This is a genomic window from Amycolatopsis rifamycinica, assembly GCF_000695625.1.
GTDB classification, from domain to species: Bacteria; Actinomycetota; Actinomycetes; order Mycobacteriales; family Pseudonocardiaceae; genus Amycolatopsis; species Amycolatopsis rifamycinica.
Genome location: NZ_JMQI01000003.1, coordinates 91,613 through 117,550 on the forward strand (window position 1 = coordinate 91,613; position 25,938 = coordinate 117,550).

Consider the following 25,938-nt stretch of genomic DNA (forward strand, 5'->3'; position numbering starts at 1 on the left):
GATCCGCAGGTGGACGCGCTGCGTGACCCTGTCCGGTATGACCACCGAAGCAGATGTGCTCCTCCGGCTCGCCGGCGAGATCGACGACCTGGGGCGTCGTCTCGCACTGGTGGGCTCCGAACTGCGGACCGTCCGGGCCGCGCAGCCCGAGCCGGCGCCGCAGCCCGAGCCGGCGCCGCAGCCCGAGCCGGCGCCGCAGCCCGAGCCGGCACCGCAACCGCGACCTGAGCCGGCGCCGCAACCCCAGCCGGCGCCGGTCCCCTGGCCGCAGTACCAGTGGCAGCCACCGCCCCAGCAGCAGTACGTCCCGCCGCCGCAACCGCCGTACGCCCCGTCCTACCAGCCCGTTCCCCGGCAGACGCTGGGCGAGAAGCTCGGCAGAAGGCGCCGGCAGCCGGGTGCTCGCCTGGGTCGGCGGGGCCGTGACGCTGCTCGGCGTCGTCCTGCTGCTCGTGCTCGCCGTGCAGCGGGGCTGGCTCGGGCCGCTGCCGCGGGTGCTCGTCGGCGCCGGGTTCGGGCTGGCGCTGGCCGGCACCGGCGTCTGGCTGCACCGCAAGCCCGCCGGCCGCACCGGGGCCTTCGCGCTGGCCGCCACCGGGATCGCGACGCTCTACCTGGACGTCGTCGCCGCGACCACGCTGTACGAGTTCCTGCCGGTGTTCGCCGGGCTCGCCGCCGGGCTGGCGGTCGCCGTGGGCGGGCTGCTGGTCGCCGTGCGCTGGGAGTCGCCGCTGCTGGCCTCCGCCGTCGTCGTCGGCTCTGCCGTCTGCGCACCGATGATCGTCCGCGGGTTCACCCCCGAACTGGTCACCTTCCTGCTGATGATCCAGCTCGCGACGGCGCCGGTGCAGCTGCGCCGCGACTGGTCGTCGCTGACCCTCTCCGCCGGTGTCCCGCCGCTGCTCGCCTCCGTGATCAGTTCGGCGTGGCTCGGCGGAGGCGGCAGCTGGGCCAACACCGCCGCGGCCGGCGGTGCCGGGCTCACCGGTGTCGTGCTCGCGCTGATCGTGCTGCGCCGCCGCGAGAACGACCCCGCGGCGCTCTCGCTGCTGGCCACCGCCGTGCTGCCGATGCTCATCGCCGCGGTGCTGCTGCCGAAGGCGCAGGCGGTGCCGGTCACCGCCGGGGCGGGCGTCGTGCTGCTCGCCGTCTGGGCGGGCCGCCGCTGGTGGCCCGGGTTCGGCGGCCAGGTGGCCGGGCTGGCCGGGCTGCTGGCGCTCCTGCAGGCGACGGTCACCCAGTTCGACGGCCCGGCGCGCGCCGGGGTCCTGCTCGGTGAGGCGCTGCTGCTGGTCGTGGCCGCGGTGGGCGGCCGCAACCGGGGCGCGCTCGCCGCCGCGCTCGGGTTCGCGGCGATCGGCGGCCTGCTCGGCGTGGTCTTCGACGTCACGCCCGCGCTGCTGATCGTCCCCCGCACTCACGCCGCCGCCGAGGTGACCGGCGCGCTCGTCGTCGCGACGCTGATCCTCGCCGTGTCCGTCGCGCTGCCGTGGGCCGCGGCCCGGCTGGCCGTGTTCCGCGGCCCGGCCGAAGACCTGCCGATCTGGCTGCTCGCCGGGGTTTCGGCGCTGTACGGCGCCGCCGGGGTGGTGCTCTGCGGCGCGCTGCTGGCGGTTCCCGGCCGGACCGGGTTCCTCCTCGGCCACGCGCTGATCACGGTGTCCTGGACGATCGCCGCGCTCGTGCTGCTCCTGCGCGGGATCGACGTCGTCGCGCTGCGGGTGACGGGGCTGATCCTCGTCGGCGCCGCGGTGCTCAAGCTGGTGCTGTTCGACCTGTCGGCGCTCGACGGGCTGGCCAGGGTCGGCGCGTTCCTGGGCGCGGGCCTGGTGCTGCTGGCCGCGGGGACGCGGTACGCGCGGCGGGTCGCCTCGCGGTAGCGGGGAAGAATTGTCGGTGCTCCGTGGTTACCTGGATCACCTGACCGACGACCAGGGGGCACCGACATGCCACAGCCGAAGCTCGCCGACCGCGCGGGCGAATCGATCGCCTGGCTGACCACAGTCACGCCGAAGGGACGGCCCGCACCACGGCCCGTGTGGTTCGTCCTCGACGGCGAGGACATTCTGCTGTTCAGCGAGCCGGACACCGCGAAGCTCCGGCACATCGAGGCGAACCCCGACGTGAGCTTCCACCTCAACAGCGACGAGCACGGCGGCTCGATCCTCGTCGTGACCGGGAAAGCCCACGTCGAGGCGGGCAAGGCGTCGGAGACGCCCGGGTACCTCGACAAGTACGGCGCCCACTACGCGGCGCTCGGCTTGACCGTGGCGGAGTTCGACGCCAAGTACTCTGTCCGCGTCCGCGTGGTGCCCGAGCGCTCCTGGGGGTTCTGAACTAGAAGCCCACGTCCAGGCAGGCGAGCCGGGTGCCGGCCGTGCCCGCGTGGCCGGGGCCGGTGTGCGTGGCGGTCTCGTGGACGACCACGGACTTCGCCCGCCGGTCGCCGAACACCCAGTCCACTGTGGACCGGGCGAAGCCGGTGCCGTCCCGGTCGGTGGTGAAGTCGAGCCAGATCTCGTTGCGGGGGTTCGCGTACGCGGGGTCGACCGACGGCTTCACCGGGTCCGGTGCGTGCTGGAAGTGCGGTCCGGCGGCGTCGCCGGTGGCGCCGCACGGCTGGGCGTGCGCGTGGGCGCCGTAGGCCCGTCCCGGCCGCAGGCCGGTGACGAGGAGCGTGGTGGTCGTGCCGGCGGCCGCGAGGCCGGAGACGCGCGCCCGGGCGCCGGCGGGGACGAGGTCGGGGCGGTACGTCACCGCGTGTGCGCCGGGGGCATACGCGGTGAACGTGCCGTGCGCGGTCACGAACCGGACCGGTGACGACGCCGCGGCCGCGGCGCCGGGAGCGAGCACGGCGACGGCGGCCGCGGCGGCGAAAGCGGGGAGAAGGCGCATTTCCCCTCTTTAGCGAGTCGCCCGCGGAGCCGCCATGATCATCACTCGAATGAGTGACCGATTTGGTGGAAAAGTCACGGTTTCCTCAGTGGGTGGACCGCCCCGGCCGCGGTTAAGGTCGTTTCGTGCCCGAACACACCGGCGAAACCCGCAACGAGCAGCTCACCCGCAACGTCGGGGAGCTGCTGCAAGAGCTGCGTGTCGCGCAGGCGGGGGTGCAGATCCTCTTCGGCTTCCTGCTGTCGGTCGTGTTCACCGACCGGTTCCACGACGCCAGCGGGTTCGAGAAGTCCCTGCACCTGTCCGCGGTGGCGCTCGCGATGGCGGCCACGGCGCTGCTGACCGCGCCGGCGGCGTGGCACCGGCTGCTGTTCCGCACGGGCAGCCGGGAACGGATCCTGACCGTCGGCAACCGGCTCGTCCTGGTCGGGCTGGTCTGCCTGGCGCTGGCGATCACGTCGACGGTCGCGCTGATCGCCAAGGTCGTCTACGGCGAGATCGCGATGGCGATCATGGCCGCACTGTGCCTGCTGATCTTCGGGATCCTGTGGTTCGTCATGCCGATGCGGATGCACCCGGCCAACGGCGATCAGCCGACGGGCCCGCCCAGGTAGAGCGTGTCCTCCTGGACGAAGCAGAGCGGGTTGCCGAAGGGGTCGTCGGCGTAGAACGACCGCTCGCCCCAGAACTGCGTCTCGATGGCGTCGTCCACCCAGCGCGGTCCGGCGGCACGCACCCGCTCGAACGTCTCCTCGACGTCCTCGACCGCGAGGTAGACGATCCGCGGGTCGCGCTGCGGGCGTGGCTCGCGGTGTTCGAGCGGCCCCTCGACGCACGCCAGCACCACGCCGCCGCAGGTGAAGTAGTGCCGGTTGGTGGCGATCCGCTCGCCCGGATCGCCGAAGACGGCCGCGTAGAACGCGACCGCGACCGCGATGTCGTCGACGGGCTGGATCAGCCGGAACAGCCTCATGGCGCGGACCCTACCGCTGTTCATCCGGTGTTCGGCAGCAGTTGCCGGGGTGGTCGGAAGCCGCCCGTAGCTTCCCGCCCGTGACTGACACTTCTCGCCGGACCTTCCTCCTCGGCGCCCCGGCCGTCGCCGCCGCCGCGACCCTGCCGAACGTCCTCGGCGCCCCCGCCGCCCCAGCCACCGGCCGGCACCGCCCGGACACCGAAGACCCGCGCTTCACGCTCGTGGTCATGCCGGACACGCAGTACCTCTTCGACGAGGACCGCGGCGACGCGGCCCCGCTGGACGCCTCGCTGCGCTACGTCCTCGACGAGAGTGACGACAACGTTGTCTTCCTCGCCCACCTGGGTGATCTCACGCAGAACGGCCGGGCAGACGAGTTCGCCCGCATCGGCCGGTCGTTCCAGGCTCTCGACCGCCGCCGGTTCCCGTACAGCACCCTCGCGGGCAACCACGACATCGACGGCTCGAAGGACGACCAGCGCGGCCCTTCGCCGTACCTGGACGCGTTCGGCCCGCAGCGCCAGCGCAACTCGCCGACGTTCCGCGGCGCTTCGAAGGACGGCTACAACACCTACCACGTCTTCCGCGGCGGCGGCCGCGAGTGGCTGCTGCTCGCCCTCGACTGGCGGCCATCGGCGGGCGGCCTGAACTGGGCGAAGCAGGTCCTCGCGCAGCACCCCGGGCTGCCGGCCATCCTCACCATCCACGAGCTGGTCTGGGCCGACGACAACGCCCAGGCGCAGTTCTCGACGTTCGGCGAGCACGTGTGGAAGGAACTGGTCGAGGGCAACGACCAGATCTTCCTGACGCTGAACGGGCACTACTGGCCGACCGGGCGCACCGTCCGGAAGAACGCCGCCGGGCACGACGTGCACGTCCACATCACCAACTACCAGGACCGCTACTACGGCGGCAGCGCGATGGTTCGGCTCTACCAGTTCGACCTCGCGCGCGGCGTGATCGACGTCCGGACGTTCTCGCCGTGGCTCGCCGCGCAGGACCACCTGAGCGAGCTGCAGCAGCAGGAGGTGGAGCGCAGCGGCGCGGCCGACTACTTCAGCCTGGAGATCGACTTCGCCGAGCGGTTCAAGGGCTTCGCGCCGGTGCCGGTCCCGCCCGCGCGGCCGGCGAGGCAGCTGGTCATCCCCGGTACCGTCGCGTACTGGCGCTTCGAAGGCGGTCAGGACGGCAAGGCGGTGCCGGACGACGTCGTCGTGCGCGACCAGACCGGCCGCGGCAACGACCTCACGCGCGTCACCGCGCCCGGGAGCGGGCCGGACGCGCTGAAGTACTCGAGCGAGTTCTCGCCGCGGCAGCCGTCGCGGGCGAGCCTGCGGTTCGACGGCGGCCGCGACCCGAGCCGCGGCGCGTACCTGCGCACGGTCGACGCGGCGCCGATCAACAAGCTGAAGTTCGAGCGCGGGTACACCGTCGAGGCGTTCTTCCGGTTGCCGGCGAACTTCAAGGACGGCCACCACGGCTGGTGCGGCCTGTTCGCCCGGCAGGGCAGCGGCGCGGCGGCGGGCAAGACCGGCGACGACCCGCAGGAGTCGGCGGCCACACTGTCCCTTTCGGACAGCGGCGAGCTGCAGTGGGCGGTGTACCCGCTCAACCAGAACCGGACGTCGACGAACTGGGGGCACGAGCTGCCGGTGGAGAAGTGGTGGCACGTCGCCGTGGTGAACGACGGACGGCGCACGACGATGTACGTCGACGGCTGCCCGGTGGTCCGGAACCCGGCCACGCCCGCCGTCGGGCTCGCCGATCCGGGCGGTTCGTGGCTGGTCGGCGCCTCGTCCTACGGAGGCAGGGTCGACCGGAGTTTCGCGGGGTTGCTGGGTGACGTGCGGGTGGTGGACCGGCCGCTGAACCCGCGGGAATTCATGCTGGGCTGAAGCCCTTGACAGCGGGTGGACAATAAAAAATCGGCGTGCCTTCCGAAAACGGAAGAACCCGCCGAACCTGTCAATAGTCTAACCGCTGTGAGGGGAACTTGTCAAATCCGGGGTACGACGAGGAATTGCGGGAAGAACGGGCCTACGTCGCCGCGCTGTACGAGCGGCTCGACCGCGAACGCGCGGCGGCGCGGGCCCGGTACCACGGCGCGCTGGGCCAAACCGGGGTGACGCCTGGGGAGCGGGAGGTCGACGTCCGGTGCCGGGCGCGGGAGGCGGCCCGGCTGGACGTCGCCGACAACGGCCTTTGCTTCGGCCGGCTGGACGCCCTTTCGGGCGAAACCACTTACATCGGCCGGATCGGCCTGTTCGACGCGGAAAACGACTACGAACCGTTCCTGCTGGATTGGCGGGCGCCGGCGGCGCGGCCGTTCTACGTCGCCACGGCGGCGCGGCCGGAAAACATGCGGCGCCGCCGTCAGTTCCACACGGTGGGCCGCCGGGTCCTCGATTTCACCGACGAGGTGCTCGGCCGTCCCGGCGACGCCAAACGCGGGGACGCGGCCCTGCTCGCGGCGGTCAACGCGCCCCGCGGCGAGGGCATGCGGGACATCGTCGCGACGATCCAGGCCGAGCAGGACGAGATCATCCGCCTCGGCCATGCCGGAGTGCTGGTGGTGGAGGGCGGCCCCGGCACCGGCAAGACCGCCGTCGCCCTGCACCGGGTGGCGTACCTGCTCTACACGCGGCGCGAGCGGATGTCCCGCGGCGGGGTGCTCGTCGTCGGGCCGAGCCCGCTGTTCCTCGACCACATCGGCCGCGTGCTGCCGTCGCTCGGCGAGTCCGACGTCGTCTTCCTGACCACCGGCGACCTCGTGCCCGGGCTGCGCGTCACGGCCGAGGACCGGCCGGAGGTGGCGCGGCTCAAGGGCTCGCTGACGATCCTGGACGTGCTGGCCGCCGCGGTCGCCGACCGCCAGGAGCTGCCCGCCGAACCGGTGCCGGTCGAGCTGACCGACGTCACCGTGGAGGTCGACGCCGAGCTCGCCGCCGAGGCCCGTGCCGCGGCGCGCGCGTCCGGGCTGCCGCACAACGAAGCCCGCGCGGTCTTCCGTGCGCACGCGGTATCACTCGTGGCCGAGCGGGCCGTGGCGAAGATCGGCGAAGGCTGGCTGGACCGAGAGGACCGCGGGTTGTGGGCGGACCTGCGTGCCGACGTCCTCGCCGAACTGGCGGCGCACGAAGCGCTCGACGTCGTGCTCGACGCGCTGTGGCCCTCCCTGACGCCGGAGACGCTGCTGGCGGGGTTGTACGAGTCCGCGCGCCGCATCGAGGCCGCCGGGGCCGATCCGGCGTTGTTCCGGGCGGACGGCACCGCCTGGACCGTGTCGGATGTGCCGTTGCTCGACGAGCTCGTCGACCTCCTCGGCCGGGACGAAGCCGCCGAACGTGCCGCCGCGCGCCGGCGGGCGGAAGCGGAAGCCGAGTACGCCGCCGGCGTCATGGACCTCATGCAGCTGGACACCGAAGAGCTGGACGAGGACGTCCAGCTGGTCGCCGGGGATCTGCTCGACGCCGTGGACCTGGCCGGGCGGTTCACCGAGCGCGACCCGCGCGACCTCGCCGAGCGGGCGGCCGCGGACCGCGACTGGACGTACGGGCACGTCGTCGTCGACGAGGCCCAGGAACTGTCCGAAATGGACTGGCGGGTGCTGGTGCGGCGCTGCCCCAGCCGTTCGTTCACCATCGTCGGCGACCTCGCCCAGCGCCGTTCGGCGGCCGGCGCGACGGCGTGGGGCCCGGTGCTCGCGCCGTACGTCGGCGACCGCTGGGTGTACCGGCGGCTGACCGTGAACTACCGGACCCCGGCGGAGATCATGGCCGTCGCGGGCGGGGTGCTGGCCCGGTTCGCGCCGGACGCGCGGCCGCCGGAATCGGTGCGGGCGAGCGGGGTCCGGCCGTGGTCCAGACGAGTGGCGGACGACGAGCTGGCCGGCGCCATCGAAGACTTCGTCCGCGACGAGGCCGGCCGCGACGGCACCAGTGTCGTGATCGGTCCGCCGGGGGTGCCGGGAACGATCCCGGCCGCGGCGGCGAAAGGACTGGAGTTCGACGCCGTGCTCGTCGTCGAACCGGAGCGGATCCTGGCCGCGGGCCCGCGTGGCGCGGCGGAGCTCTACGTCGCGCTCACGCGCGCCACGCAGCGCCTCGGGGTGCTGCACCGGGATCCGCTCCCGGCGGCGCTGACCGGCCTCGCCGAGGCCGGGGTGCCCGCGAGGTCCGGGCACCGGCGGTTCCTGTAGCGGGCGGGGGGTGGCGGGCGGCGGTACCCGTCATCCCCGCACCGCTACGCCGTGAGCCGGCCCCAGGAGTAGTTCTGCTTGGCCAGCTTGAGGTACACGAACAGTTCGGTCCCGGACACGCCCGGGATCTTGCGCACCTCTTCGCCGAGCACCTCGAGCATGTGGTCGTCGTCCCGGCAGACCAGCTCGGCCAGCAGGTCGTACCGCCCGGCGCACAGCACGACGTAGTGCACGTTCGGCAGCTCGGACAGCTTGTCGGCGACGTCGCGGGGATCGACGCCGTCGACGTTGATGCCGACCATGGCCTGGCGCGTCAGGTCGACGTTGGCGGGGTCGGTCACCGCGACGATCTGCATCAGGTCGTCGCGCAGCAGCCGCTGCACGCGCTGGCGAACCGCTCCCTCCGAAAGCCCGACCGCCTTGGCGAGCGCGGTGAACGAGGCCCGGCCGTCCTTCTGGAGCAGGTCGATCAGCGATCTGTCCGTATTGTCCAGCGCGCGCGCACGTGTTTCGTCACCCATGCCGTCCCTCCCTGTGTTTCGGCATGTGATTTGTCAAGTGCGCAGCGTATCGAGACCAGGCCAGAAAGCGAGCCCTCCGCGCCAGCTTCGCGCGATTCGACGTGCACGCCGCGCTCAGCCGAGGAATCGGTGGTCAGGGGCGGAATCGACGAGGCTTTCCGAGGCGGTTTTGTGCGCCCGCGCACAGCAGCACGCGCCGGCCGTCCGGCGGCAGGTACCGTCTGGCGGCTTCCCCTACCGGCGACCCCGGCTTTCAGCGACTTTCAGGAGGAGAAACGCATGTCGGAGGCCGTGGCGCTCGGCGTCGCCCCCGCCGTTCCCGCGAAGGGACTGCGCGGCGGCGCGCTGGGCATGGTGTCGTCGATGGTGATCGGGATGTCCTCGACCGCGCCGGCCTACTCCATCGCGGCCACGCTCGGGCTGATCGTGCTGGCCGGCACCGGGTTCCAGGCGGCCGCGTTCGTGCTGCTCTCGTTCGTGCCCGTGCTGTTCGTCGCCTTCGCCTTCCGCGAGCTGAACACCGCGGAACCCGACTGCGGCACCAACTTCACCTGGGCGGCGCGCGCGTTCGGCCCGCACGCCGGGTGGTTCACCGGCTGGGTCGTCACGGTCGCGCAGCTGCTGGTGATGAGCAGCCAGTCCGCGCTCACCGGCCGGTACACGCTGCTGCTGTTCGGCGCCTCCGACGCGGCGGGCAACCGGTGGGTGACGACGGCGATCGGGGCCGCCTGGCTGCTGGCGCTGTGCTGGCTCTGCCACCGCGGGATCGAGGTGTCCGCGCGGGCGCAGTGGATCCTGCTCGGCGTGGAGCTCGCCGTCCTGGTGCTCTTCTCGGTCGTCGCGCTGGTCCGCGTCTTCGAAGGCACGGCCGGGCCGCAGGCGTCGCTGCCGCGGCTGGACTGGCTGTGGCCGGGCGGGGTTTCGGCCGGCACCGCGGTCTCGGCGGTGCTGCTGGCCGTGTTCATCTACTGGGGCTGGGAAAGCTCGCTGTCGGTCAACGAGGAGTCGGCCGATCCGCGCCGCGCGCCGGGCCGCGCGGCCGTGCTGTCGACGGTGTTGCTGGTGCTGAACTACCTGCTCGTCACGGTGGCCGCGCTGGCCTTCGCCGGGGTCGGCAGCGAGGGGATCGGCCTGGCCAACGAGGCCAACTCCGAAGACGTCCTGGCCGGGCTGGGCGGCGCGGTGTTCGGCGACGGCGCCGGCGGCAAGGTCCTGGGCGTGCTGCTGATCGTGTCCGTGCTGACCAGTGGCGCGGCCACCAGCCAGGCGACGATCATGCCGGCGGCGCGCACGACGTTGTCGATGGCCAGCCACGGCGCCTTGCCGCGGGTCTTCGGGCGCGTGCACCCGCGGTTCCGGACCCCGACGGTGGCGACCTGGGCGTTCGGCCTGGTCTCGCTGGCCGTGTACGTGCTGCTGGCGCTGATCAGCGACAACGTGCTCGCCGACTCGGTCGACGCGGTGGGGCTGACCATCGCCATCGAGTACACGATGACGGCGCTGGCCTGCGTCTGGGTGTTCCGCCGGACGCTCTTCGCGAGCGTGCGCAACTTCGTGCTGCGTGGGCTGCTGCCGTTCACCGGCGGGGTGTTCTTCCTGGCCGTGCTGGTGTTCGCGCTGCTCGAGTACGCGCGGCCGGACGCGGGCGAGACGACGGTGTTCGGCATCGGCGGCGTCGCGGTGATCGGCGTGGTGTCGATCGTGCTCGGGGTGCCGCTGATGTTCGCCGTCCACCGCGCCTGCCGCGACTTCTTCGCCGGCCGCCGCCTGCCGCGCGGCTTCGTGCCGCGTGGCGGCGAAAGCATCGTCAGCCCAGATCGCGCCGGCTGAGGTCCTCCTCGGTCTCGCGGCGCACCAGCAGCGTGGCGACGCCGTTGCGGACGCCGACCAGCGGCGGGCGGCCGACCTGGTTGTAGTTCGAGGCCAGCGAGTGGTGGTACGCGCCGGTGCACGGCACGGCCAGGAGGTCGCCCGCGTGCAGGTCGGCCGGCAGGCTGATGCCGTCGGCGAGGACGTCGCCGGCTTCGCAGTGCCGGCCGACCACGGTCATCGGGACGCGCTTCGCCTTCGACCGCCGTCCGACCAGGCGCGTCGTGTAGCGGGCGCCGTAGAGGGACGGCCGCGCGTTGTCGCTCATGCCGCCGTCGACCGCGACGAACGTGCGGCTGCCGCGCTTGACGGCGCACACGCGGTACACGGTGATCCCGGCGGGCCCGACGATCGCCCGGCCGGGCTCGATCGTCAGGCGGGGCAGGGGGAAGCCGTGCGCGGCGCACTCATAGGCCAGCGCCACGCGCAGGCGGCGCGAGTAGCCGCCGAGGTCGAACGCGGGCTCGCCGCCGACGTACGGCACCGCGTGCCCGCCGCCGAGGTCGAGCTCCCGCAGCGTGACGCCGTGCGTGTCCCGGACCCGGACGAGCACCTCGGCCATCCGCCGCGCGGCGGCCTCGTACCGGTCGATCCTGGTCACCTGGGAGCCGATGTGGCAGTGCAGGCCGGTCAGCCGCAACCCGGGTTGGGTTTTGATTGCTTCGACGGCGGCGTCGACGTTGTCAGGCACGCCGTCGAGGAGCGAGAAGCCGAACTTCTGGCCTTCGGCGCCGGTGCTGATGGCGGCGTGCGCCCCGGCCGCGACGCCCGGCGTCACCCGGATCAGCACCTGCTGTGCGCCGTGCGCGAGCGCACCGAGCTGCTCGATCTCGTCGAGCGAATCGACGACGATCCGCCGGACGCCGTAGCCGAGCGCGGCCTTCAGGTCCTCGGGCGTCTTCGCGTTGCCGTGCAGCAGCATGCGCTCCGCGGGGAAGCCGACAGAGCGTGCGACGGCGATCTCGCCGGCGGAGCAGGTGTCGAGCGACAACCCCTCTTCGGCGACCCAACGCAGTACGGCTCGCGTACACAGCGCCTTGCTCGCGTACGCGACTTCGACGTCCGGGAGCGCTTCGCGGTACTCGCGAGCGGTGTCGCGGACCTGCTGTTCGTCGATGAGGTAGGACGGCGTCCCGAAGCGGGCGGCGAGGTGGCTGACGGGCGCGCCGGCGAAGAGCAGCTCGCCGTCTTCGCCGAGTCGGGTGCTTCGCGGCCAGACTCCTGGCTCGAGGTGATCGGCGGCTTCGCAGCCGAGGCTGGGAAGAAGCTCGCTGAGCGTCACGGGTGCCTCCGGGCTTCGCGGCGGATCGGACTCCGTCAGGACACCCCCGCGGACGGGCCCGGAGATCACCCGTGAATGCCGTCCTGACGGCTTCGGTGGGTCCGCTTACTCTTTGTTAACGCGCGAGTAACTTGGGTCACACCCTGGTTGACCTGCGCAGATCGCCTACCGTGCCGCCGACCGATGGTGAGCTTGGCCGGGCGGCGCGCCTCGTGCGGCGGCCGGATTCGGTCAGTGCGCCCGGTGGTCCGCCGCCGAGCCGCACACGCAGCCGCGGTCGGCCGCCTGTCCGGCCGTGGTCGCGGCGCAGTAGCGGCGCGCGATCGCGTCGTGCGTGCCGAGGGGGTGCGGGCAGCTGGGGCACTGCGTGCCCGAACGAGGCACCTCCGTCGATTCGGGCCTCGGCGCCGTCACGGTGTCGCCGTCCGAAGGGGTTCGCCGACCGTGTGGAGGTGCTGCAGCACGTACCCGTACGAGCGGGCCCAGCCGCACTCGGCGTAGGAAATGCCGTGCCGGGCGCAGAAGTCCCGGACGATCACCTGCGCGTGCTTGAGGTTCGGCCGGGCCATGCTCGGGAACAGGTGGTGCTCGATCTGGTAGTTCAGCCCGCCGAGGGCGAAGTCGGTCACCCGGCCGCCGCGGATGTTGCGCGAAGTCAGCACCTGCTTGCGCAGGAAGTCGAGCTTGTGCCCGGCCGTCAGCATCTCCATGCCCTTGTGGTTGGGCGCGAACGAGCAGCCCATGTACAACCCCCACAGGAACTGGTGCACCAGGATGAAGATGATCCCGGTCAGGGGCGACAGCACGATGAACACCGCGGCGAGGTAGGCCACCAGGTGCCCGATCAGCAGCGCGGATTCCAGCCGGTGCTTGCGAACGTCCCCGCGCCACACCGCTTTCACGCTCGAGACGTGCAGGTTGAGGCCTTCGAGCAGGAGGAGCGGGAAGAACACGAAGGCCTGGTACTTCGCTATCCAGCGCAGGAAACCGCGCTTCCGCGAGCCCTGCGCCTTGCTGAACGCGAGCGCGGCGATGTCGACGTCCGGGTCTTCGTCCTCGTGGTTGGGGTTGGCGTGGTGACGCGCGTGCGTCCCGATCCACCAGCCGTAGCTCAACCCGGTGAGTCCACCGTGGACCAGTCCGGTGGTGTCGTTGGCCCGGCGGCTGCGGAAGATCTGCTTGTGCCCGGCGTCGTGGCCGATGAACGCGAGTTGCGCGAAAACCATCGCGAAGAAGGCGGCGAGGAACAGCTGCCACCACGAGTCGCCGAGGTAGGCGAAGGCCACCCAGCCGCCGCCGAACGCGGCGAGGTTGAGGCCGATGCGCACCGCGTAGTAGCGGCGTCGCCGCTGCAGGAGCCCTGCGTCCTTGATGAGCCGGGACAACTCGGCGAAATCGCTGCCGGGCATAGCAGGTTTGTCGGAAATTTGCGTGGAACTCATCGAAGTACCGCTCTGGTTAAGTCGTAACGGCTTGTCCAGCAACGGTTTCCAGCCCTGACGGGGTCTGGGTCCGGTTCGGGAAAGGGCACTGGGGCCTGGTCGCGGTGGTACCGCGTCCTGGACACAGCCTCCCATCCGGCGCTCTCCTTGGCAATTCCCCGTTGACCACCGAAGAGGTGTACAGTCAGCCACATCGGGATGACGGTGACCCGCCACACACCCGAGGCCGTCCGGCCGGTTCGACTGGCCGGAGACAGGAGTCGCAGCCGGGTTCGCGAACCCGTTCGTCTCGCAGCCGTGCCGGCCGATCGACCGGCGAGCAGCCGCCCGCAGTCGCACACAGCGACGCCCGGGGCGCCCAACCAGGTTGCTACAGCGAAGTTCGTGTCCAGGAGACCCCTGTCAAGGGGTGGCTCGTCGACGAGCCGGGGTTCGGCAGCGCCGCCGCCCCCCGACCCGCCGACGAGCCGCCACTCACAAAAGTCCCCATGACGTAAGCAATCCGGAAAGCTGCTCCCGTTCCGCGCCGGTCAGCAGCCGGCTCGGCGGCCGGACGTCGGGGCGGCACAGGCCGAGCCGGCCGAGTGCGTCCTTGACCACGCTGACGTTGTTGGCGTTGCCGTTGGCGGCGCGGAGTTCCTCGAACGGCCGGATCCGCTCCCAGACGGTCATCGCCGCCGGGTAGTCCCCTGTGGACAGTGCGTGGAACATCCGCAGCGAGATCGCCGGGTCGACGTTCACCAGCCCGGACGTGAAGCCGGTGGCGCCGACGGCGAAGTAGCCGGGCGCGGAGAGTTCGGCCAGCCCCGCGATCCACACGAAGCGGTCGAAGCCCGCGTCGCGGGCGACCGAGCCGAAGCGCACCGGGTCCGGCACCGCGTACTTCACGCCGATGACGTTCGGCGCCACCTCGCCGAGCGCGCGCAGCTGCTCGCCGGCGATCGCCGGGTTGCGGACGTAGAGCACGACGCCGAGTTCCGGGACCGCCGCGGCGATCGCCGCGTGGTAGTCGACCCAGCCGTCGCCGGAGATGTACGGGTGCACCGGCTGGTGGATCATGAGCATGTCGGCGCCGGCGTCCCGCGCGTGGACCGCGGCCCGCGTCGCCGACGCGACGTCGTGCCCGATCCCGGCGAGCACGCTCGCCCGGCCGGCCGCGGCCTCGACGGTGACCTCCAGGCACTGCCGCGCCTCGCTCGCGTCGAGCGCGTAGAACTCGCCGGTGTTGCCGTTCGGCGTCACGACCTCGATGCCGCCGGTGATCAGCCGGTCGACCAGCTTCGCGTACGTGTGGCCGTCGACGGCGCCTTCGGCGTCGAACGGCGTGACCGGGATGGCCACCACCCCGGACAGCCGTCGCCTCTGCTCCTCGAACGTCATCGGGTCCCCTTCGGATCGCCGGTCTCGGTGGTGCGTTCGCCGGGCAGCCCGAAGGCGACCCGGTCGAGGAAATCGGTGATGTGCTTGCGCAGCAGGTGTTCGGCCTGCCGGGCGTGGCCGCTCTCGGCGGCGTTCAGGATCGCCCGGTGTTCGGCCGCTTCCCCCGGCCAGGCGGGACTGATGCCCCAGCCGGTGACGGTGATCAGCGCGGCTTGGTCGCGCAGCCCGTCGAGGACTTCGACCAGCAGCGGGTTCCCGCACCCGGCGTAGAGCGCGCGGTGGAACAGCCGGTTGGCGAGGCTGGCCTTCGCGCGGTCGCCGGCCGCCGAGCCGGTCTCGACCCCGGCCAGCACCTGCCGGGCTTCCCCGAAGTCCGCGCCCCGCTCGACGGCCTGCCGGACAGCTTCGGGCTCCAGCAGCGCACGCAGGTCGTACACCGCGTACGCGCTCTCGGCGTCCATGACCCAGACAGCGACGCCCTTGTACGTGCTCATCGTGACCAAACCGGAACCGGCCAGGCTCCGCAGGGCTTCGCGCACCGGCGTCTTCGACACCCCCAGCAGGGCGCCGACCTCGGCTTCGACGAGCGTTTCGCCCGGCTCGAACTCGCGGCCTCGGGGCCGACGAAGCACTCGCCACTGGCATGTCCGATCTGATATACGATGCGACATACAACATTATCACGGGCCGAGGAGCAGCCATGCAGCGTCGCACCGGCTTCCGATTCCGACGAGTGTTGCTGGCGGTGAGCGTCGTCGCCGGTCTGGCGGCGTGCGGCGCACCCGGCGGCGACGGCGGCCAGGCGGCGGATCCCCAGGCCGTGCCCGACAAGCCGGGCAAGCCGGTCGAGCTGAACATCCTCGACGTCGCGGGCAACCTGCAGCTGACCAAGCAGATGATCGAGAACTTCAAGACCGCGCACCCGGAAGTCCTCGCGAAGGTCACCTATTCGACGGCACCCGCGCCGAGCATGGCGGGCAAGCTGAAGGCCGAGCAGGACGGCGGCGTCGCCCAGACCCACCTCGTCCTGAGCGGCACCGACGGTCTTTCCGCCGGCATCGCGAACGGCACCCTGGCCAAGGTCCTGCCGGACTTCTCGAGCCGGTTCCCGAACCTGATGCAGAACTACCTCGAGCCCGCGGCCAAGATGCAGGAGCTGGCCAACGGCTACGGCATCGAGGTCGTCTACTACCCGTCGGGCCCGCTCCTGGAGTTCAACCCCGGCGCGGTGCCCGCCGCCCCGACGTCCCCGCAGGAGCTGCTCGGCTGGGCGAAGGCGCACCCGGAGAAGTTCCAGTACGCGCAGCCGTCGAACTCCGGCCCGGGCCGGACGTTCCTGATGGGCCTGCCCTACCTGCTCGGCGACAAGGACCCGAAGGACCCGGCCAAGGGCTGGGACAAGACCTGGGCGTTCCTGCAGGAGCTCGGCAAGTACGTGAAGTACTACCCGTCGGGCACCACGGAGACGATGAAGAACCTCGCGTCCGGCTCGGTGGACATGATCATGTCGACCACCGGCTGGGACATCAACCCGCGCAAGCTCGGCACGGTGCCCAACACGGTCAAGACCGCGATCATGCAGCCGATGCACTGGGTCACCGACGCCCAGTACGCCCTGATCCCCAAGGGGCTGTCGCCCGACCAGGAGTCGGCGATCCTGCAGCTGGTCTCCTGGATGCTCAAGCCGGACCAGCAGGCGATCGCCTACGACGACGGGTACTTCTACCCCGGCCCCGCGGTCAAGGACGTCACCCTGCAGATGGCGCCGCAGAAGAGCCAGGACACGCTCCGGCAGTTCGGCCGCCCGGAGTACGACCAGTGGATCGCGCAGTACCCCAAGGAGACGTCGCTGCCCGCCGAGCAGCAGGTCAAGGCGTTCGACAAGTGGAACCAGCTGGTCGGCGGCTCGAAAGTCGGCAAGAAGTGACGTTCGGGCAGCTGCGGCTGGACGGCGTCTCGCGCAGCTTCGGCACCGCGAACGCCCTGCGCGGCCTCGACCTCACGATCGCCAGGGGCGAGTTCGTGGCCCTGCTCGGCCCGTCCGGCTGCGGCAAGTCGACGGCGCTGAACTGCCTGGCCGGCCTGCTGCCCCTGACCGAGGGCAGCATCTGGCTCGACGACACCCGCATCGACGGGCGGCCACCGGAGCAGCGCGGGTTCGGGATGGTCTTCCAGAACTACGCGCTGTTCCCGCACATGTCCGTCCGCGCCAACGTCGGGTTCGGCCTCAAGATGCGCAAGGTCGGCCGTGCCGAGGCCCGCCGGAGGATCGACGAAGCGCTCCGCCTGGTGCAGCTCACCGAGCACGCGGCGAAGTTCCCCGCGCAGCTGTCCGGCGGACAGCAGCAGCGCGTCGCCATCGCCCGCGCCGTGGTGCTGGAGCCACCGGTCGTCCTGATGGACGAGCCGCTGTCCAATCTGGACGCCAAGCTCCGGCTCGAGATGCGGATGGAGATCCGCCGCCTCCACCAGACGCTCGGCTTGACCACGGTGTACGTCACCCACGACCAGGAGGAGGCCTTGTCGCTGGCCGACCGCCTCGTGGTGCTGCGCGAGGGCGCGGTCCAGCAGGTGGGCACGCCCGAGGAGGTCTACGCCCAGCCGGTGAACAGCTACGTCGCGTCGTTCATGGGCTACCGCAACCTCCTGGACGTGACGGTCACCGCCACCGCGGGCCCCTTGGCCACCGTCGAGGGCGACGGCATCCGCCTGACCGGCGCCAACCGCGGCGCCCTCACCGAGGGTTCGGCGAAGGTGGCCATCCGCCCGGAGGACTTCGTCGTCGGCGACGGCATGGAGAACGCCCTCGACGTCACGGTCGAGATCGTCGAGTACCACGGCCGCGAGCTGTCGGTCTCGGCCCGGCTGGGGACCGGGATGCCGGTCTACTTCCGGACGGACAAGCGCCTCGCCCCCGGTGACACCGTGAAGATCGGCGTCCCGGCCGAGCGGGTCCTGGTGTTCGCGCCATGACCGCCGTGGCGACCGCTCGCCCCGCGCTGCGGCACCGTCTCGCCGAACGCGGCATTGACCGCACCCTCCTGCTCCTGGTGCCCGGCCTGCTGGTCACTGCCTGCCTGTTCCTGTACCCCTTCCTCTACGGCCTCCAGCTGTCGTTCGCGCCGCGCAAGGGCGGCGTCTTCGCGAACTACGCCCGGTTCTTCGGCGACCCCTACCTGCGCAACACGATCTGGACGACGCTCGGCATCGCCCTCCCGGCGACCTTCATCAACGTGCTCGCCAGCATCCCGATCGCCTACGTGATGCGCGGCCGCGTCCGCGGCAAGCGCCTCCTGACGACGATCCTGGTCGTGCCGATCACGCTCGGCACGGTGCTCACCGCGCAGGGCCTGATCATGTACGGCGGGCCGGCGGGCTGGCTGAACAAGGTGCTCACCGTCCTCGGCGTCACCGACCAGCCGCTCCCGCTGATCCACAACTACACCGGCGTGCTGCTGTCCCTGGTGATCACCGGCTTCCCGTTCTCCTTCCTGCTCACGTTGTCCTACCTCTCGGGCATCGACCCCTCCCTGGAGAAGGCGGCCGCGACGCTCGGCGCCAACGGCGTCCAGCGCTTCCGGCGGATCACGCTGCCCCTGCTGGCACCCGGCCTGGCGATCACCTTCTGCCTTTCGTTCGTCATGGCGTTCTCGGTCTTCCCGAGCGCCCAGCTCGTCGGCGACCCCGCGAACGAGACCCGCGTCATCTCGATCGCCGCCTACCACGCCGCGTTCGAGGAGTACGACTACTCGATGGGCTCGGCCGTCGCGATGCTCATGGCGGTGGTCATGCTGATCGTGATCGGCCTGGTCATGGCGTGGCGCGGCACGCTGTACCGCGGAGCGACCGGAGGCAAGGGATGACCGGTTGGGTCGCGCGTCCCGGACGTTGGGTCGTCTGGGCCGTCGTCGGGTTCTTCTTCGTCAACCTCGCGGGCGTGGTGCTCTCGGTGGTCGTCGACTCGTTGGGCACGCAGTGGTTCGGCACCTGGCTCCCGGACGGCTTCACCACCCACTGGTACGCCGACGCCTGGCGCGAGTTCGGCCTCTCGGACGTCCTCCTCACGACGGCGATCGTCGCGCTGGTGGTGATCGCCGTGTCGGTGGCGGTCGGCGTCCCGGCCGCCTACGCGCTGGCCCGCCGCTCGTTCCCCGGCAAGCGCCTGGTGATGCTGCTGTTCGTGCTGCCGATCCTCATCCCTCCCATCACGTACGGCATCCCGCTGGCCACCGTGCTCTACAAGTTCCACCTGGCCGGCACGATCACCGGCGTCATCCTCGCCAACCTCGTGCCGTCGGTCCCGTTCGTCGTGCTGACGATGACGCCGTTCATCGAGCAGATCGACCCGAAGATCGAGGCAGCGGCCCGCATGTCCGGCGCGCGGACCGGCTCCGTGTTCACCCGCATCCTCGGCCCGCTGCTGCTGCCCGGCATCCTGGCCGCGTCGATACTGGTGCTGGTGCGCACGGTCGGCATGTTCGAGCTGACGTTCCTCACCGCCGGCCCGGACTCGACGACCCTCGTGGTGGCCCTCTACAACTCCGTGTTCGCGGCCGGCATCCGCGCCAACCAGTCCGTCGACGCGATGGCGACCATCTACACCGCTTCCATGCTCGTGCTCCTTCTCGTCGCGTTGCGGTTCGTGAACCCGACCCAGCTGGTGACCCGGATCCGGGAGGAACCCTGAGCCCGTGTGATCCACATTACCGCGATTCGTCGAACATGTGATCGACACGATCGAGCGAATCCCCAGGTCTTGCGCCTCCCCCGAGGGGAGCTGCCAGGCTGGTGGCATGCGCTATTCGATCGGCGAACTCGCCCACCGGACCGGGCTGACGGTCAAGGCCGTCCGGTTCTACTCGGATCGCGGCCTCGTGCCGCCGTCCGGGCGCAACGCCGCAGGCCAGCGCCGTTACGACGACGCGGCGCTCGCCCGGCTCGACGTCATCCGCGTCTTCCGCGACCTCGGCGTCGACCTCGCCACGATCCGGCGAGTGATCGACGGCGAGGCCACCGTCGCGGAGGTCGCGGCGGAGCACGCCGCCGCGGTGGAGGCGCAGATCGGCGTGCTGCGCCGGCGGAGCGTGGTGCTGCAGGCGGTGGCGAACCGCGATTCGCCACCCGAGGCGGCGAGTCTCGCGCACCAGCGGGCCCTGTTGTCCGAAGTGGAGCGGCAGTGCCTGGTCGGCGACTTCCTCGCCGACGCCCTGGGTGATCGTCCCGAGCTGGCGGGGGTCGCCCGGACGTTGACGCCGGAGCTGCCCGAGAACCCCACTCCCGAACAGGCCGAGGCGTGGATCGAGCTGGCCGCGCTGATGCGGGACGCGGAGTTCCGCGCGAACCTGCGCCAGCTGGCGGACGGTCACGAGGGCGACTTACGTCGTGACCTGGCGGCCGAGGTGCGGGACGCCGTCACCCCGGCTGTCGTGGCCGGGATCCCGCCGAGGTCTCCGGCGGCCAAGGCGATCGTCGACGGTCTCGGGCGGGATCCCGGCGAGCTGCGGGAGTGGCTCGACGTGGCCGCCGATCCGCGCCGCGAGCGTTACCTGGAGCTTTTGGGGGTGATCAACGGCTGGGCGGCACCGGAAAGCCTGGCTCCTGCCTTCGACTGGCTGGCCGAGGCGATGGCGGCCTGATCGCCTCCCGGATCGACGCCAGCGCGTCCTCCGCCGGTTGGGCGTCGAGACGGTGTCCGTCGCGAAGCCGCACGGAAAGCTGCCCGGCGGCAGCCTCCTGCGGCCCGAGCACGGCCTGGAACGGCACCAGCCGCCCGTCGCGGATCCGCGCGCCGAGGCTGCCCTCCGACGCGATTTCGGCCCGAACGTCACCGCAGCGGTCCAGGACTTCCCGCGCGTAGGGCAGTTCGGCGGCGGACACCGGCAGCAGCCGGAGCTGCACCGGCGCCAGCCAGGCCGGAAACGCGCCGCCGTGCACCTCGATCAGCTGGGCCACCGCGCGTTCGACGCTGCCGATGATGCTCCGGTGCACCATGACCGGCCGGTGCTTCGCCCCGTCCGCGCCGACGTACTCGAGGCCGAACTGCTCGGGCTGGTGGAAGTCGACCTGGACGGTGGACAGGGTCGATTCGCGGCCGGCGCCGTCGGCGATCTGGACGTCGATCTTCGGCCCGTAGAACGCCGCTTCGCCCTCGACCGCGTCGTACGGGAGGCCGTCGAGGACCGACCGCAGGATGGCCACGGCGCGGTCCCAGTTCCCGGGCACGTACTTCCCGCCGGGACCGGGCAGGGAAAGCCGGAAGCGGGCCGGGCTGATGCGGAGGGCGTCGTACGCCCGCCGGATCAGGGCCAGCGCGGCGGCGGCCTCGGCTTCGACCTGGTCGAGGGTGCAGAAGACGTGCGCGTCGTTGAGCTGGATCGCGCGCACCCGGCTCAGCCCGCCGAGCGCACCGGACAGCTCGGCCCGGTACATCCCGCCGACTTCGGCGATCCGCAGCGGCAGCTCGCGGTAGCTGCGGCCACTCGAGCGGTAGATCAGCGCGTGGTGCGGGCACAGGCTGGGGCGCAGCACGAGCTGCTCGCCGCCGACGTCCATGGGCGGGTACATGTCGTCGCGGTAGAGCGACCAGTGCCCGGAGATCTCGTACAGCTCGCGTTTGCCCAGCACCGGCGAATGGACGTGCCGGTACCCCGCGCGCCGCTCGAGGTCGCGGACGTACTCCTCCAGGCTGTGGCGGACGATCGCGCCGTCGGGCAGCCAGTAGGGCAGGCCGGCGCCGATCAGCGGGTCGGTGCCGAACCGGCCGAGCTTGCGGTGGTCGTGCATGCGTGGACTCCCTCGTGGACGGCGAGGCGGGTGACCACAAGACGAAGCCCGGGGCAACCGCCCCGGGCTCGTGACATCGTTCAGCGCGCCGGGACACTCTCCGGCGTCGTCGTCAGTGCGCGCTTCATGGATCGACAGTAGCAACCGCCGCCAATTCCTTTATTCCTCCGGAAGCCGGAACGTGTCGAACCGCGGCTTCCCGGCGGGCCGCAGCACGAGCACGTTCACGCCACCGGAGGTGGGCCGGGTTTCGACGTGCTCGAACGCCTTCGGAGCGACGCCGTCCGGGAAGAGCCGACGGCCCTTGCCCAGCACGACCGGGTACAGCCACAGCCGGTACTCGTCCACCAGGTCGTGCGCGATCAGCGTCTGCAGCAGGGCGCCGCTGCCGTGCACCTGGAGCTCGCCTCCCAGCCGCGACTTCAGGTCGCGGACGAACTCGACGACGTCGCCGTCCACGATGGACGTGCCGGACCAGGCCGGGTCGGTCAGCGTCCGCGACACCACGTACTTCGGCAGCGCGTTGAGCCGGGACGCGACCGGGTCGGCGGGGTCGGTGACCTTCGGCCAGTGCGCGGCGAAGATGTCGTACGTCCGCCGTCCGAGCAGGAAGGCGTCCGCGCGGGAGAACCATTCCGCGACGAGCCGCCCCATGTCCTCCTCGTAGAACGGCGTCACCCAGCCGCCGAGGTCGAAGCCGCCGGAGGTGTCCTCCTCCTGACCTCCTGGCGCCTGGTAGACGCCGTCGAGGGTCAGGAACGTCGTCACGGTGAGTTGGCCCATGGTTTCTCCTTCGGGTCGGGCTGCGCTGACCCGTCGAACGAGGGCCCGCCGATTCGACAACCCGGCCGGAAGAAGTTCAGGAGTTCAGGAACAACTCCAGCTGCTCGACGACGAACGCGTGGTCGTCGGCCTGCGGGAGCCCGGACACGCCGACCGTGCCGACCGGCCCGACCCCGCGCACCAGCACCGGGAAGACGCCGCCGTGGGCCGCGTACAGGTCCAGGTCGAGGCGGGAGTGCTCCTCGAACGAGCCGCCCTTCGCGCGGAACTGCGTCCCGATCAGGAAGGAGCTGTGCCCGTAGCGGTCGACGACGCGGCTCTTGCGGTCGATCCAGGCGTCGTTGTCGGCCGATGTCCCGGGCAGCGCGGCGTGGAAGAGCCGCTGGCCGTTGCGGCGGATCGAGATCGTCACCGGCAGCCCGCGCTCCCGGGCGGCCGTCAGCAGCTGCTGGCCGAGGGCGAGGGCGGTCTCGTTGTCGAACTTCGTGAACTGGAGGCGTTCCTCCTGCTCGGCGAGCTGGGCGAGGCGGTCGGCTTCGGTCATGGACCTATTAAATCAACACTGTTGTGTAATGACTAGTGGTGAACTGGACGACCATGACGTCCGTACAACAGGCGAGGAGGTGGGGCATGGGCCGGATCCGTCGTCGCACGGTACTCGGCGGCGCGGCCGCGGCCACGGTGGCCGCGCTGCCGGTCGCCTGCGCCCCGGCGCCGCGGAAGGGCACGATCGAAGACGTCCGCCACGTCGTCGTCCTGATGCAGGAGAACCGGTCGTTCGACCACTACTACGGCACCATGGCCGGCGTACGCGGCTTCGGCGACCGTGCGGCCCTTCGCGACGTCTTCCGCCAGCGGGGCGACACCGGCGGCCCGGTGCAGCCGTTCCGGATCGACACGTCCGTTGTGGACGGTCAGGACCTCGGCGAGCTGCCGCACGACTGGAACAGCACGCACCGCGCGTGGAACAACGGCGGCTACGACCGCTGGGTCGCGGCGAAGAGCCCCATGACCATGGGGTACTTCACCGGCGAGGACCTCCCGTTCCAGCACGCGCTGGCGCGCGCGTTCACTCTGTGCGACCACTACTTCTGCTCGATCCAGGGCCCGACGCACCCGAACCGGCTCTACCACTGGACCGGCACGATCGACCCCGGCGGCCTCGCCGGCGGCCCGGTGACGCACAACGCGCCGGACTACGAACCCTCGTTCCGCTGGACGACCTACCCGGAGCGGCTGGAGGCCGCGGGCGTCTCGTGGCGGATCTACGCGAACGACGAAGAACGCGGCGTTCCCGAGCACTTCGTCGGCGACTACGGCGACAACCCGCTCTGGCTGTTCCAGAACTTCCACGACGCGCTGTACTCGATGGACCCGCTGCAGCAGCGGCTGGCCGAACGCGGGAACCTGCGCGAGAAGCTCAAACCCGACTCGGGCAAGGGGAAGGACCTCGACCACGTGCTGGCCGAGTTCCTCGCCGACTGTGCGGCCGGGACGCTGCCCGCCGTGTCGTGGGTCGTGGCTCCCTACGGCTACTGCGAACACCCGGCGGCACGGCCGGTCGACGGCGCTGCCTACCTCCAGCGCATGCTCAAAGCGTTGTGGGACAAGCCGGAGCTGTGGGAATCGACCGTCGTCTTCATCAACTACGACGAAAACGACGGCTTCTTCGACCACGTCCTCCCGCCGACGCCGCCGCCCGGCACCCCCGGCGAGTACCTGCCGGGGAACCGGCCGGAGAAGGGCGAGCCGTCCGGGCCGCCCGTCCCGATCGGGCTGGGCCCGCGCGTGCCGATGACCGTCGTCTCGCCGTGGAGCCGCGGCGGCTGGGTGAACTCGCAGGTCTTCGACCACACGTCGGTGCTGCGGTTCCTGGAGACCTGGACCGGCGTGCGCGAGCCGAACATCTCGGCCTGGCGCCGGGCCATCTGCGGCGACCTGACCAGCTGTTTCGACTTCCGCGCGCCGGACACGAGTATCCCGCTGCTGCCCGACGCGGACGCGTTGCGCGCCGAAGCCGACCGGACGCAGAGGCGGCTGCCGAAGCCCGGGCTGGGGCCGGCCGCGCTGGTGCAGGACCCCGGGACGGCGAAGGCGCGACCGCTGCCGTACCAGCCGGTCGCCTGGGTCCAGGCCGCGCCAGGCGCCCTCAAGCTGCACCTCGCCAACCACGGCACGCAGGCACTGCAGCTGGCCGCGTACGCCTACCACGCGGGCGGGACGTCGCAACGCTTCGACGTCGGACCGAAGAGCACGCTGACCGGCGAAGTCGCGCACGGCGGAACGTACGACGTCGCCATCCACGGCCCGAACGGCTTCATCGTCGAGGCCTCGGGCGGCCTGGACCTCGACGCCGCCGTCACGTTCAGCGGCACGCCCGCGCTGCGGGTCACGGTGACCAACCGCGGCCCGTCACCGGTCACGCTGAACGACGTCACCCTCCCGCCCGGTGGCGCGCACGACTTCCCGGTGCCGACGAGCCACGGCTGGTACGACGTCACGTTCGAGACGCCGGGGTGGCGCCGCCGCTTCGCCGGTCACCTCGAGGACGGCCGCCCGTCGCGGACCGGGCCCTAGCGCAACGCGTCCAGCGCGAAGGCGGCGAGCATCGCCACCCCGCTCGGCATCGCGTCCTCGTCGAAGAGGACGCGGTTGGAGTGGTTCGCCGCCGCCTCCGCCGGGTCGACGCCGGGCGGGCACGCGCCGAGGAACGCGTACGCGCCCGGAACGCGTTGGAGGACGTAGGAAAAGTCCTCGGCGCCCATCAGCGGGTCGGGGAGCAGCTCGACGTTGTCCGGGCCGAGCACGGCCGCGCCCAGCTCCAGCACCTCGGCGGCGATCCGGTCGTCGTTGACGGTCACCGGGTAGCCCGGCTCGACGTCGGCGACCACGCGGCAGCCGTAGGCCGCGCCGACCTGCTCGCACACCTTGGGCAGTTCGGTGCGGACCAGCGTGCGCGTCTGCTCGGACAGCGTGCGGATCGTGCCCTCGAGCTCGGCGGTCTCCGGGATGATGTTCGTCGTCGTGCCGGCCTGGATCCGGGTCACCGAGAGCACGGCGGGGTCGAACACGCTGACCCGCCGCGTGATCATCGTGTGCAGCGCCCCGACCATGGCCGCGGCCGCCGGCACCGGGTCGATCGTGTGTTGCGGCGCGGAGCCGTGGCCGCCCTTGCCGGTGACGCGCACGTGGAACGAGTCCGCCGACGCCATCAGCGGGCCGGGCCGCAGCTGCAGCAGCCCGCTGCGCGCGTTGGCGAGGATGTGCACGCCGAACGCGCGCTCGACCCGCGTGCCGGCCGCGTCGAGCACGCCCTCGTGGATCATGAAGCGGGCGCCGTGGTGACCCTCCTCACCCGGCTGGAACATGAACACGACCGACCCGGTCAGCCGGTCCCGGCGCTGCGCGAGCAGCCGCGCCGCCGAGGCCAGCATCGCGACGTGCGTGTCGTGCCCGCACGCGTGCATCGACTCGGGGTCCTCGGACGCGAAGTCGAGGCCGGTTTCCTCGGTCAGCGGCAGCGCGTCCATGTCGCCGCGCAGCAGCACCGCCGGTCCGGGCCGGGCGCCGCGCAGGACCGCGGTCAGCGACGTCGTGGCCTTGCCCTCGGTGATCTCCAGCGGCAGGCCGTCGAGGGCTTCCTTGATCGCCGCCTGGGTGCGCGGCAGGTGGAGGCCCTGTTCCGGGTGGCGGTGCACGGCCCGCCGGAGGGCGATCGTGCGGTCCTGCAGCGCCCGCGCGTCGTCGAGGAGCCCGTCGAACGGCGTGCCGGGCAGGGTGGGCAGGTCAGTGGGGCCGGTCATGGTCCC

General features: G+C 71.6%; 23 protein-coding genes and 1 pseudogene. 12 read left to right on the forward strand and 12 right to left on the reverse strand.

The genetic code is table 11. The features are described 5' to 3' along the window. The first annotated feature begins 22 nt into the window (after positions 1-22). Together DV20_RS02090 and DV20_RS02095 are read left to right on the forward strand one after the other, a co-directional pair. Positions 23-1,880 (forward strand): annotated as a pseudogene (locus DV20_RS02090) (DUF2339 domain-containing protein). A gap of 66 nt (positions 1,881-1,946) precedes the next feature. Next, the gene (locus tag DV20_RS02095) at positions 1,947-2,336 is read left to right on the forward strand and encodes a TIGR03667 family PPOX class F420-dependent oxidoreductase (RefSeq protein WP_043775888.1); all 390 of its coding nucleotides are present in this window, start codon (positions 1,947-1,949) and stop codon (positions 2,334-2,336) included. A 1-nt stretch (position 2,337) separates the two neighbouring features. Here DV20_RS02095 and DV20_RS02100 read toward each other — a convergent pair whose 3' ends face one another. Then, positions 2,338-2,895, reverse strand: coding sequence for a superoxide dismutase family protein (locus DV20_RS02100; protein ID WP_043775890.1), 558 nt, complete (start codon positions 2,893-2,895; stop codon positions 2,338-2,340). A 125-nt stretch (positions 2,896-3,020) separates the two neighbouring features. On the opposite strand from DV20_RS02100, the gene DV20_RS02105 reads away from it, so the two are divergent. Then, complete coding sequence (locus DV20_RS02105) at positions 3,021-3,509, forward strand: DUF6328 family protein (RefSeq protein WP_043775893.1); 489 nt, start codon at positions 3,021-3,023, stop codon at positions 3,507-3,509. On the opposite strand, the gene DV20_RS02110 is transcribed toward DV20_RS02105, so the two are convergent. Further along, a complete protein-coding gene (locus DV20_RS02110) occupies positions 3,485-3,868 on the reverse strand; it encodes a VOC family protein (protein WP_043775895.1) in 384 nt (127 codons plus the stop codon). The two genes, DV20_RS02105 and DV20_RS02110, sit on opposite strands and share 25 nt — an antisense overlap. Positions 3,869-3,948: 80 nt before the next feature. On the opposite strand from DV20_RS02110, the gene DV20_RS02115 reads away from it, so the two are divergent. After that, the gene (locus DV20_RS02115; protein ID WP_043775896.1) at positions 3,949-5,766 is read left to right on the forward strand and encodes a LamG-like jellyroll fold domain-containing protein; all 1,818 of its coding nucleotides are present in this window, start codon (positions 3,949-3,951) and stop codon (positions 5,764-5,766) included. A gap of 98 nt (positions 5,767-5,864) precedes the next feature. Beyond that, positions 5,865-8,069, forward strand: a complete 2,205-nt coding sequence (gene helR, locus DV20_RS02120; RefSeq protein WP_084093276.1) for an RNA polymerase recycling motor ATPase HelR — start codon at positions 5,865-5,867, stop codon at positions 8,067-8,069. A gap of 44 nt (positions 8,070-8,113) precedes the next feature. On the opposite strand, the gene DV20_RS02125 is transcribed toward helR, so the two are convergent. Further along, entirely contained in the window at positions 8,114-8,590 is a 477-nt protein-coding gene (locus DV20_RS02125; RefSeq protein ID WP_043775902.1) for an Lrp/AsnC family transcriptional regulator, read from the reverse strand. Positions 8,591-8,869: 279 nt separating this feature from the next. On the opposite strand from DV20_RS02125, the gene DV20_RS02130 reads away from it, so the two are divergent. Further along, entirely contained in the window at positions 8,870-10,420 is a 1,551-nt protein-coding gene (locus DV20_RS02130; RefSeq protein ID WP_043775904.1) for an APC family permease, read from the forward strand. On the opposite strand, the gene lysA is transcribed toward DV20_RS02130, so the two are convergent. The 5 genes from lysA to DV20_RS02155 all read right to left on the reverse strand — a co-directional run bounded on the left by lysA (position 10,398) and on the right by DV20_RS02155 (position 15,195). Continuing rightward, positions 10,398-11,741: a diaminopimelate decarboxylase gene (lysA, locus tag DV20_RS02135; RefSeq protein ID WP_043775907.1), complete on the reverse strand. Its 1,344-nt coding sequence runs from the start codon at positions 11,739-11,741 to the stop codon at positions 10,398-10,400. The two genes, DV20_RS02130 and lysA, sit on opposite strands and share 23 nt — an antisense overlap. A gap of 231 nt (positions 11,742-11,972) precedes the next feature. Further along, positions 11,973-12,155: an RGCVC family protein gene (locus DV20_RS02140; RefSeq protein ID WP_043775909.1), complete on the reverse strand. Its 183-nt coding sequence runs from the start codon at positions 12,153-12,155 to the stop codon at positions 11,973-11,975. Next, positions 12,152-13,150, reverse strand: a complete 999-nt coding sequence (locus DV20_RS02145; RefSeq protein ID WP_043775912.1) for a fatty acid desaturase family protein — start codon at positions 13,148-13,150, stop codon at positions 12,152-12,154. The genes DV20_RS02140 and DV20_RS02145 overlap by 4 nt, the downstream gene beginning before the upstream one ends. Positions 13,151-13,657: 507 nt before the next feature. Beyond that, positions 13,658-14,563: a dihydrodipicolinate synthase family protein gene (locus DV20_RS02150; protein ID WP_043775915.1), complete on the reverse strand. Its 906-nt coding sequence runs from the start codon at positions 14,561-14,563 to the stop codon at positions 13,658-13,660. Next, positions 14,560-15,195: a GntR family transcriptional regulator gene (locus DV20_RS02155; protein ID WP_152603609.1), complete on the reverse strand. Its 636-nt coding sequence runs from the start codon at positions 15,193-15,195 to the stop codon at positions 14,560-14,562. The genes DV20_RS02150 and DV20_RS02155 overlap by 4 nt, the downstream gene beginning before the upstream one ends. Before the next feature lie 68 nt (positions 15,196-15,263). Here DV20_RS02155 and DV20_RS02160 point away from each other — a divergent pair, with 68 nt between their 5' ends. From DV20_RS02160 to DV20_RS02180, 5 genes are all read left to right on the forward strand, one after another. Continuing rightward, complete coding sequence (locus tag DV20_RS02160) at positions 15,264-16,490, forward strand: extracellular solute-binding protein (RefSeq protein WP_200876335.1); 1,227 nt, start codon at positions 15,264-15,266, stop codon at positions 16,488-16,490. Next, entirely contained in the window at positions 16,487-17,536 is a 1,050-nt protein-coding gene (locus DV20_RS02165; RefSeq protein ID WP_043775921.1) for an ABC transporter ATP-binding protein, read from the forward strand. The genes DV20_RS02160 and DV20_RS02165 overlap by 4 nt, the downstream gene beginning before the upstream one ends. Next, positions 17,533-18,426 carry an ABC transporter permease gene (locus DV20_RS02170; protein WP_013230680.1) on the forward strand — a complete coding sequence of 298 codons (894 nt, stop codon included), beginning with the start codon at positions 17,533-17,535 and terminating at the stop codon, positions 18,424-18,426. Before DV20_RS02165 ends, DV20_RS02170 begins: the two co-directional genes overlap by 4 nt. Beyond that, the gene (locus tag DV20_RS02175; RefSeq protein WP_043775923.1) at positions 18,423-19,250 is read left to right on the forward strand and encodes an ABC transporter permease; all 828 of its coding nucleotides are present in this window, start codon (positions 18,423-18,425) and stop codon (positions 19,248-19,250) included. The genes DV20_RS02170 and DV20_RS02175 overlap by 4 nt, the downstream gene beginning before the upstream one ends. A 106-nt stretch (positions 19,251-19,356) precedes the next feature. Continuing rightward, complete coding sequence (locus DV20_RS02180; RefSeq protein ID WP_043775925.1) at positions 19,357-20,199, forward strand: MerR family transcriptional regulator; 843 nt, start codon at positions 19,357-19,359, stop codon at positions 20,197-20,199. Here DV20_RS02180 and thrS read toward each other — a convergent pair. The 3 genes from thrS to DV20_RS02195 form a co-directional block, all read right to left on the reverse strand. Further along, the gene (gene thrS, locus DV20_RS02185) at positions 20,129-21,346 is read right to left on the reverse strand and encodes a threonine--tRNA ligase (RefSeq protein ID WP_051735756.1); all 1,218 of its coding nucleotides are present in this window, start codon (positions 21,344-21,346) and stop codon (positions 20,129-20,131) included. The genes DV20_RS02180 and thrS overlap by 71 nt on opposite strands. A 159-nt stretch (positions 21,347-21,505) precedes the next feature. After that, a complete protein-coding gene (locus DV20_RS02190; RefSeq protein ID WP_043775926.1) occupies positions 21,506-22,129 on the reverse strand; it encodes a dihydrofolate reductase family protein in 624 nt (207 codons plus the stop codon). Between the two features lie 76 nt (positions 22,130-22,205). After that, complete coding sequence (locus tag DV20_RS02195) at positions 22,206-22,673, reverse strand: heme-degrading domain-containing protein (RefSeq protein ID WP_043775927.1); 468 nt, start codon at positions 22,671-22,673, stop codon at positions 22,206-22,208. An 86-nt stretch (positions 22,674-22,759) separates the two neighbouring features. On the opposite strand from DV20_RS02195, the gene DV20_RS02200 reads away from it, so the two are divergent. Next, entirely contained in the window at positions 22,760-24,706 is a 1,947-nt protein-coding gene (locus tag DV20_RS02200; protein WP_043775929.1) for a phosphocholine-specific phospholipase C, read from the forward strand. On the opposite strand, the gene DV20_RS02205 is transcribed toward DV20_RS02200, so the two are convergent. After that, the gene (locus DV20_RS02205) at positions 24,703-25,932 is read right to left on the reverse strand and encodes a M20 metallopeptidase family protein (RefSeq protein ID WP_043775931.1); all 1,230 of its coding nucleotides are present in this window, start codon (positions 25,930-25,932) and stop codon (positions 24,703-24,705) included. The two genes, DV20_RS02200 and DV20_RS02205, sit on opposite strands and share 4 nt — an antisense overlap. Between the last annotated feature and the right edge of the window lie 6 nt (positions 25,933-25,938).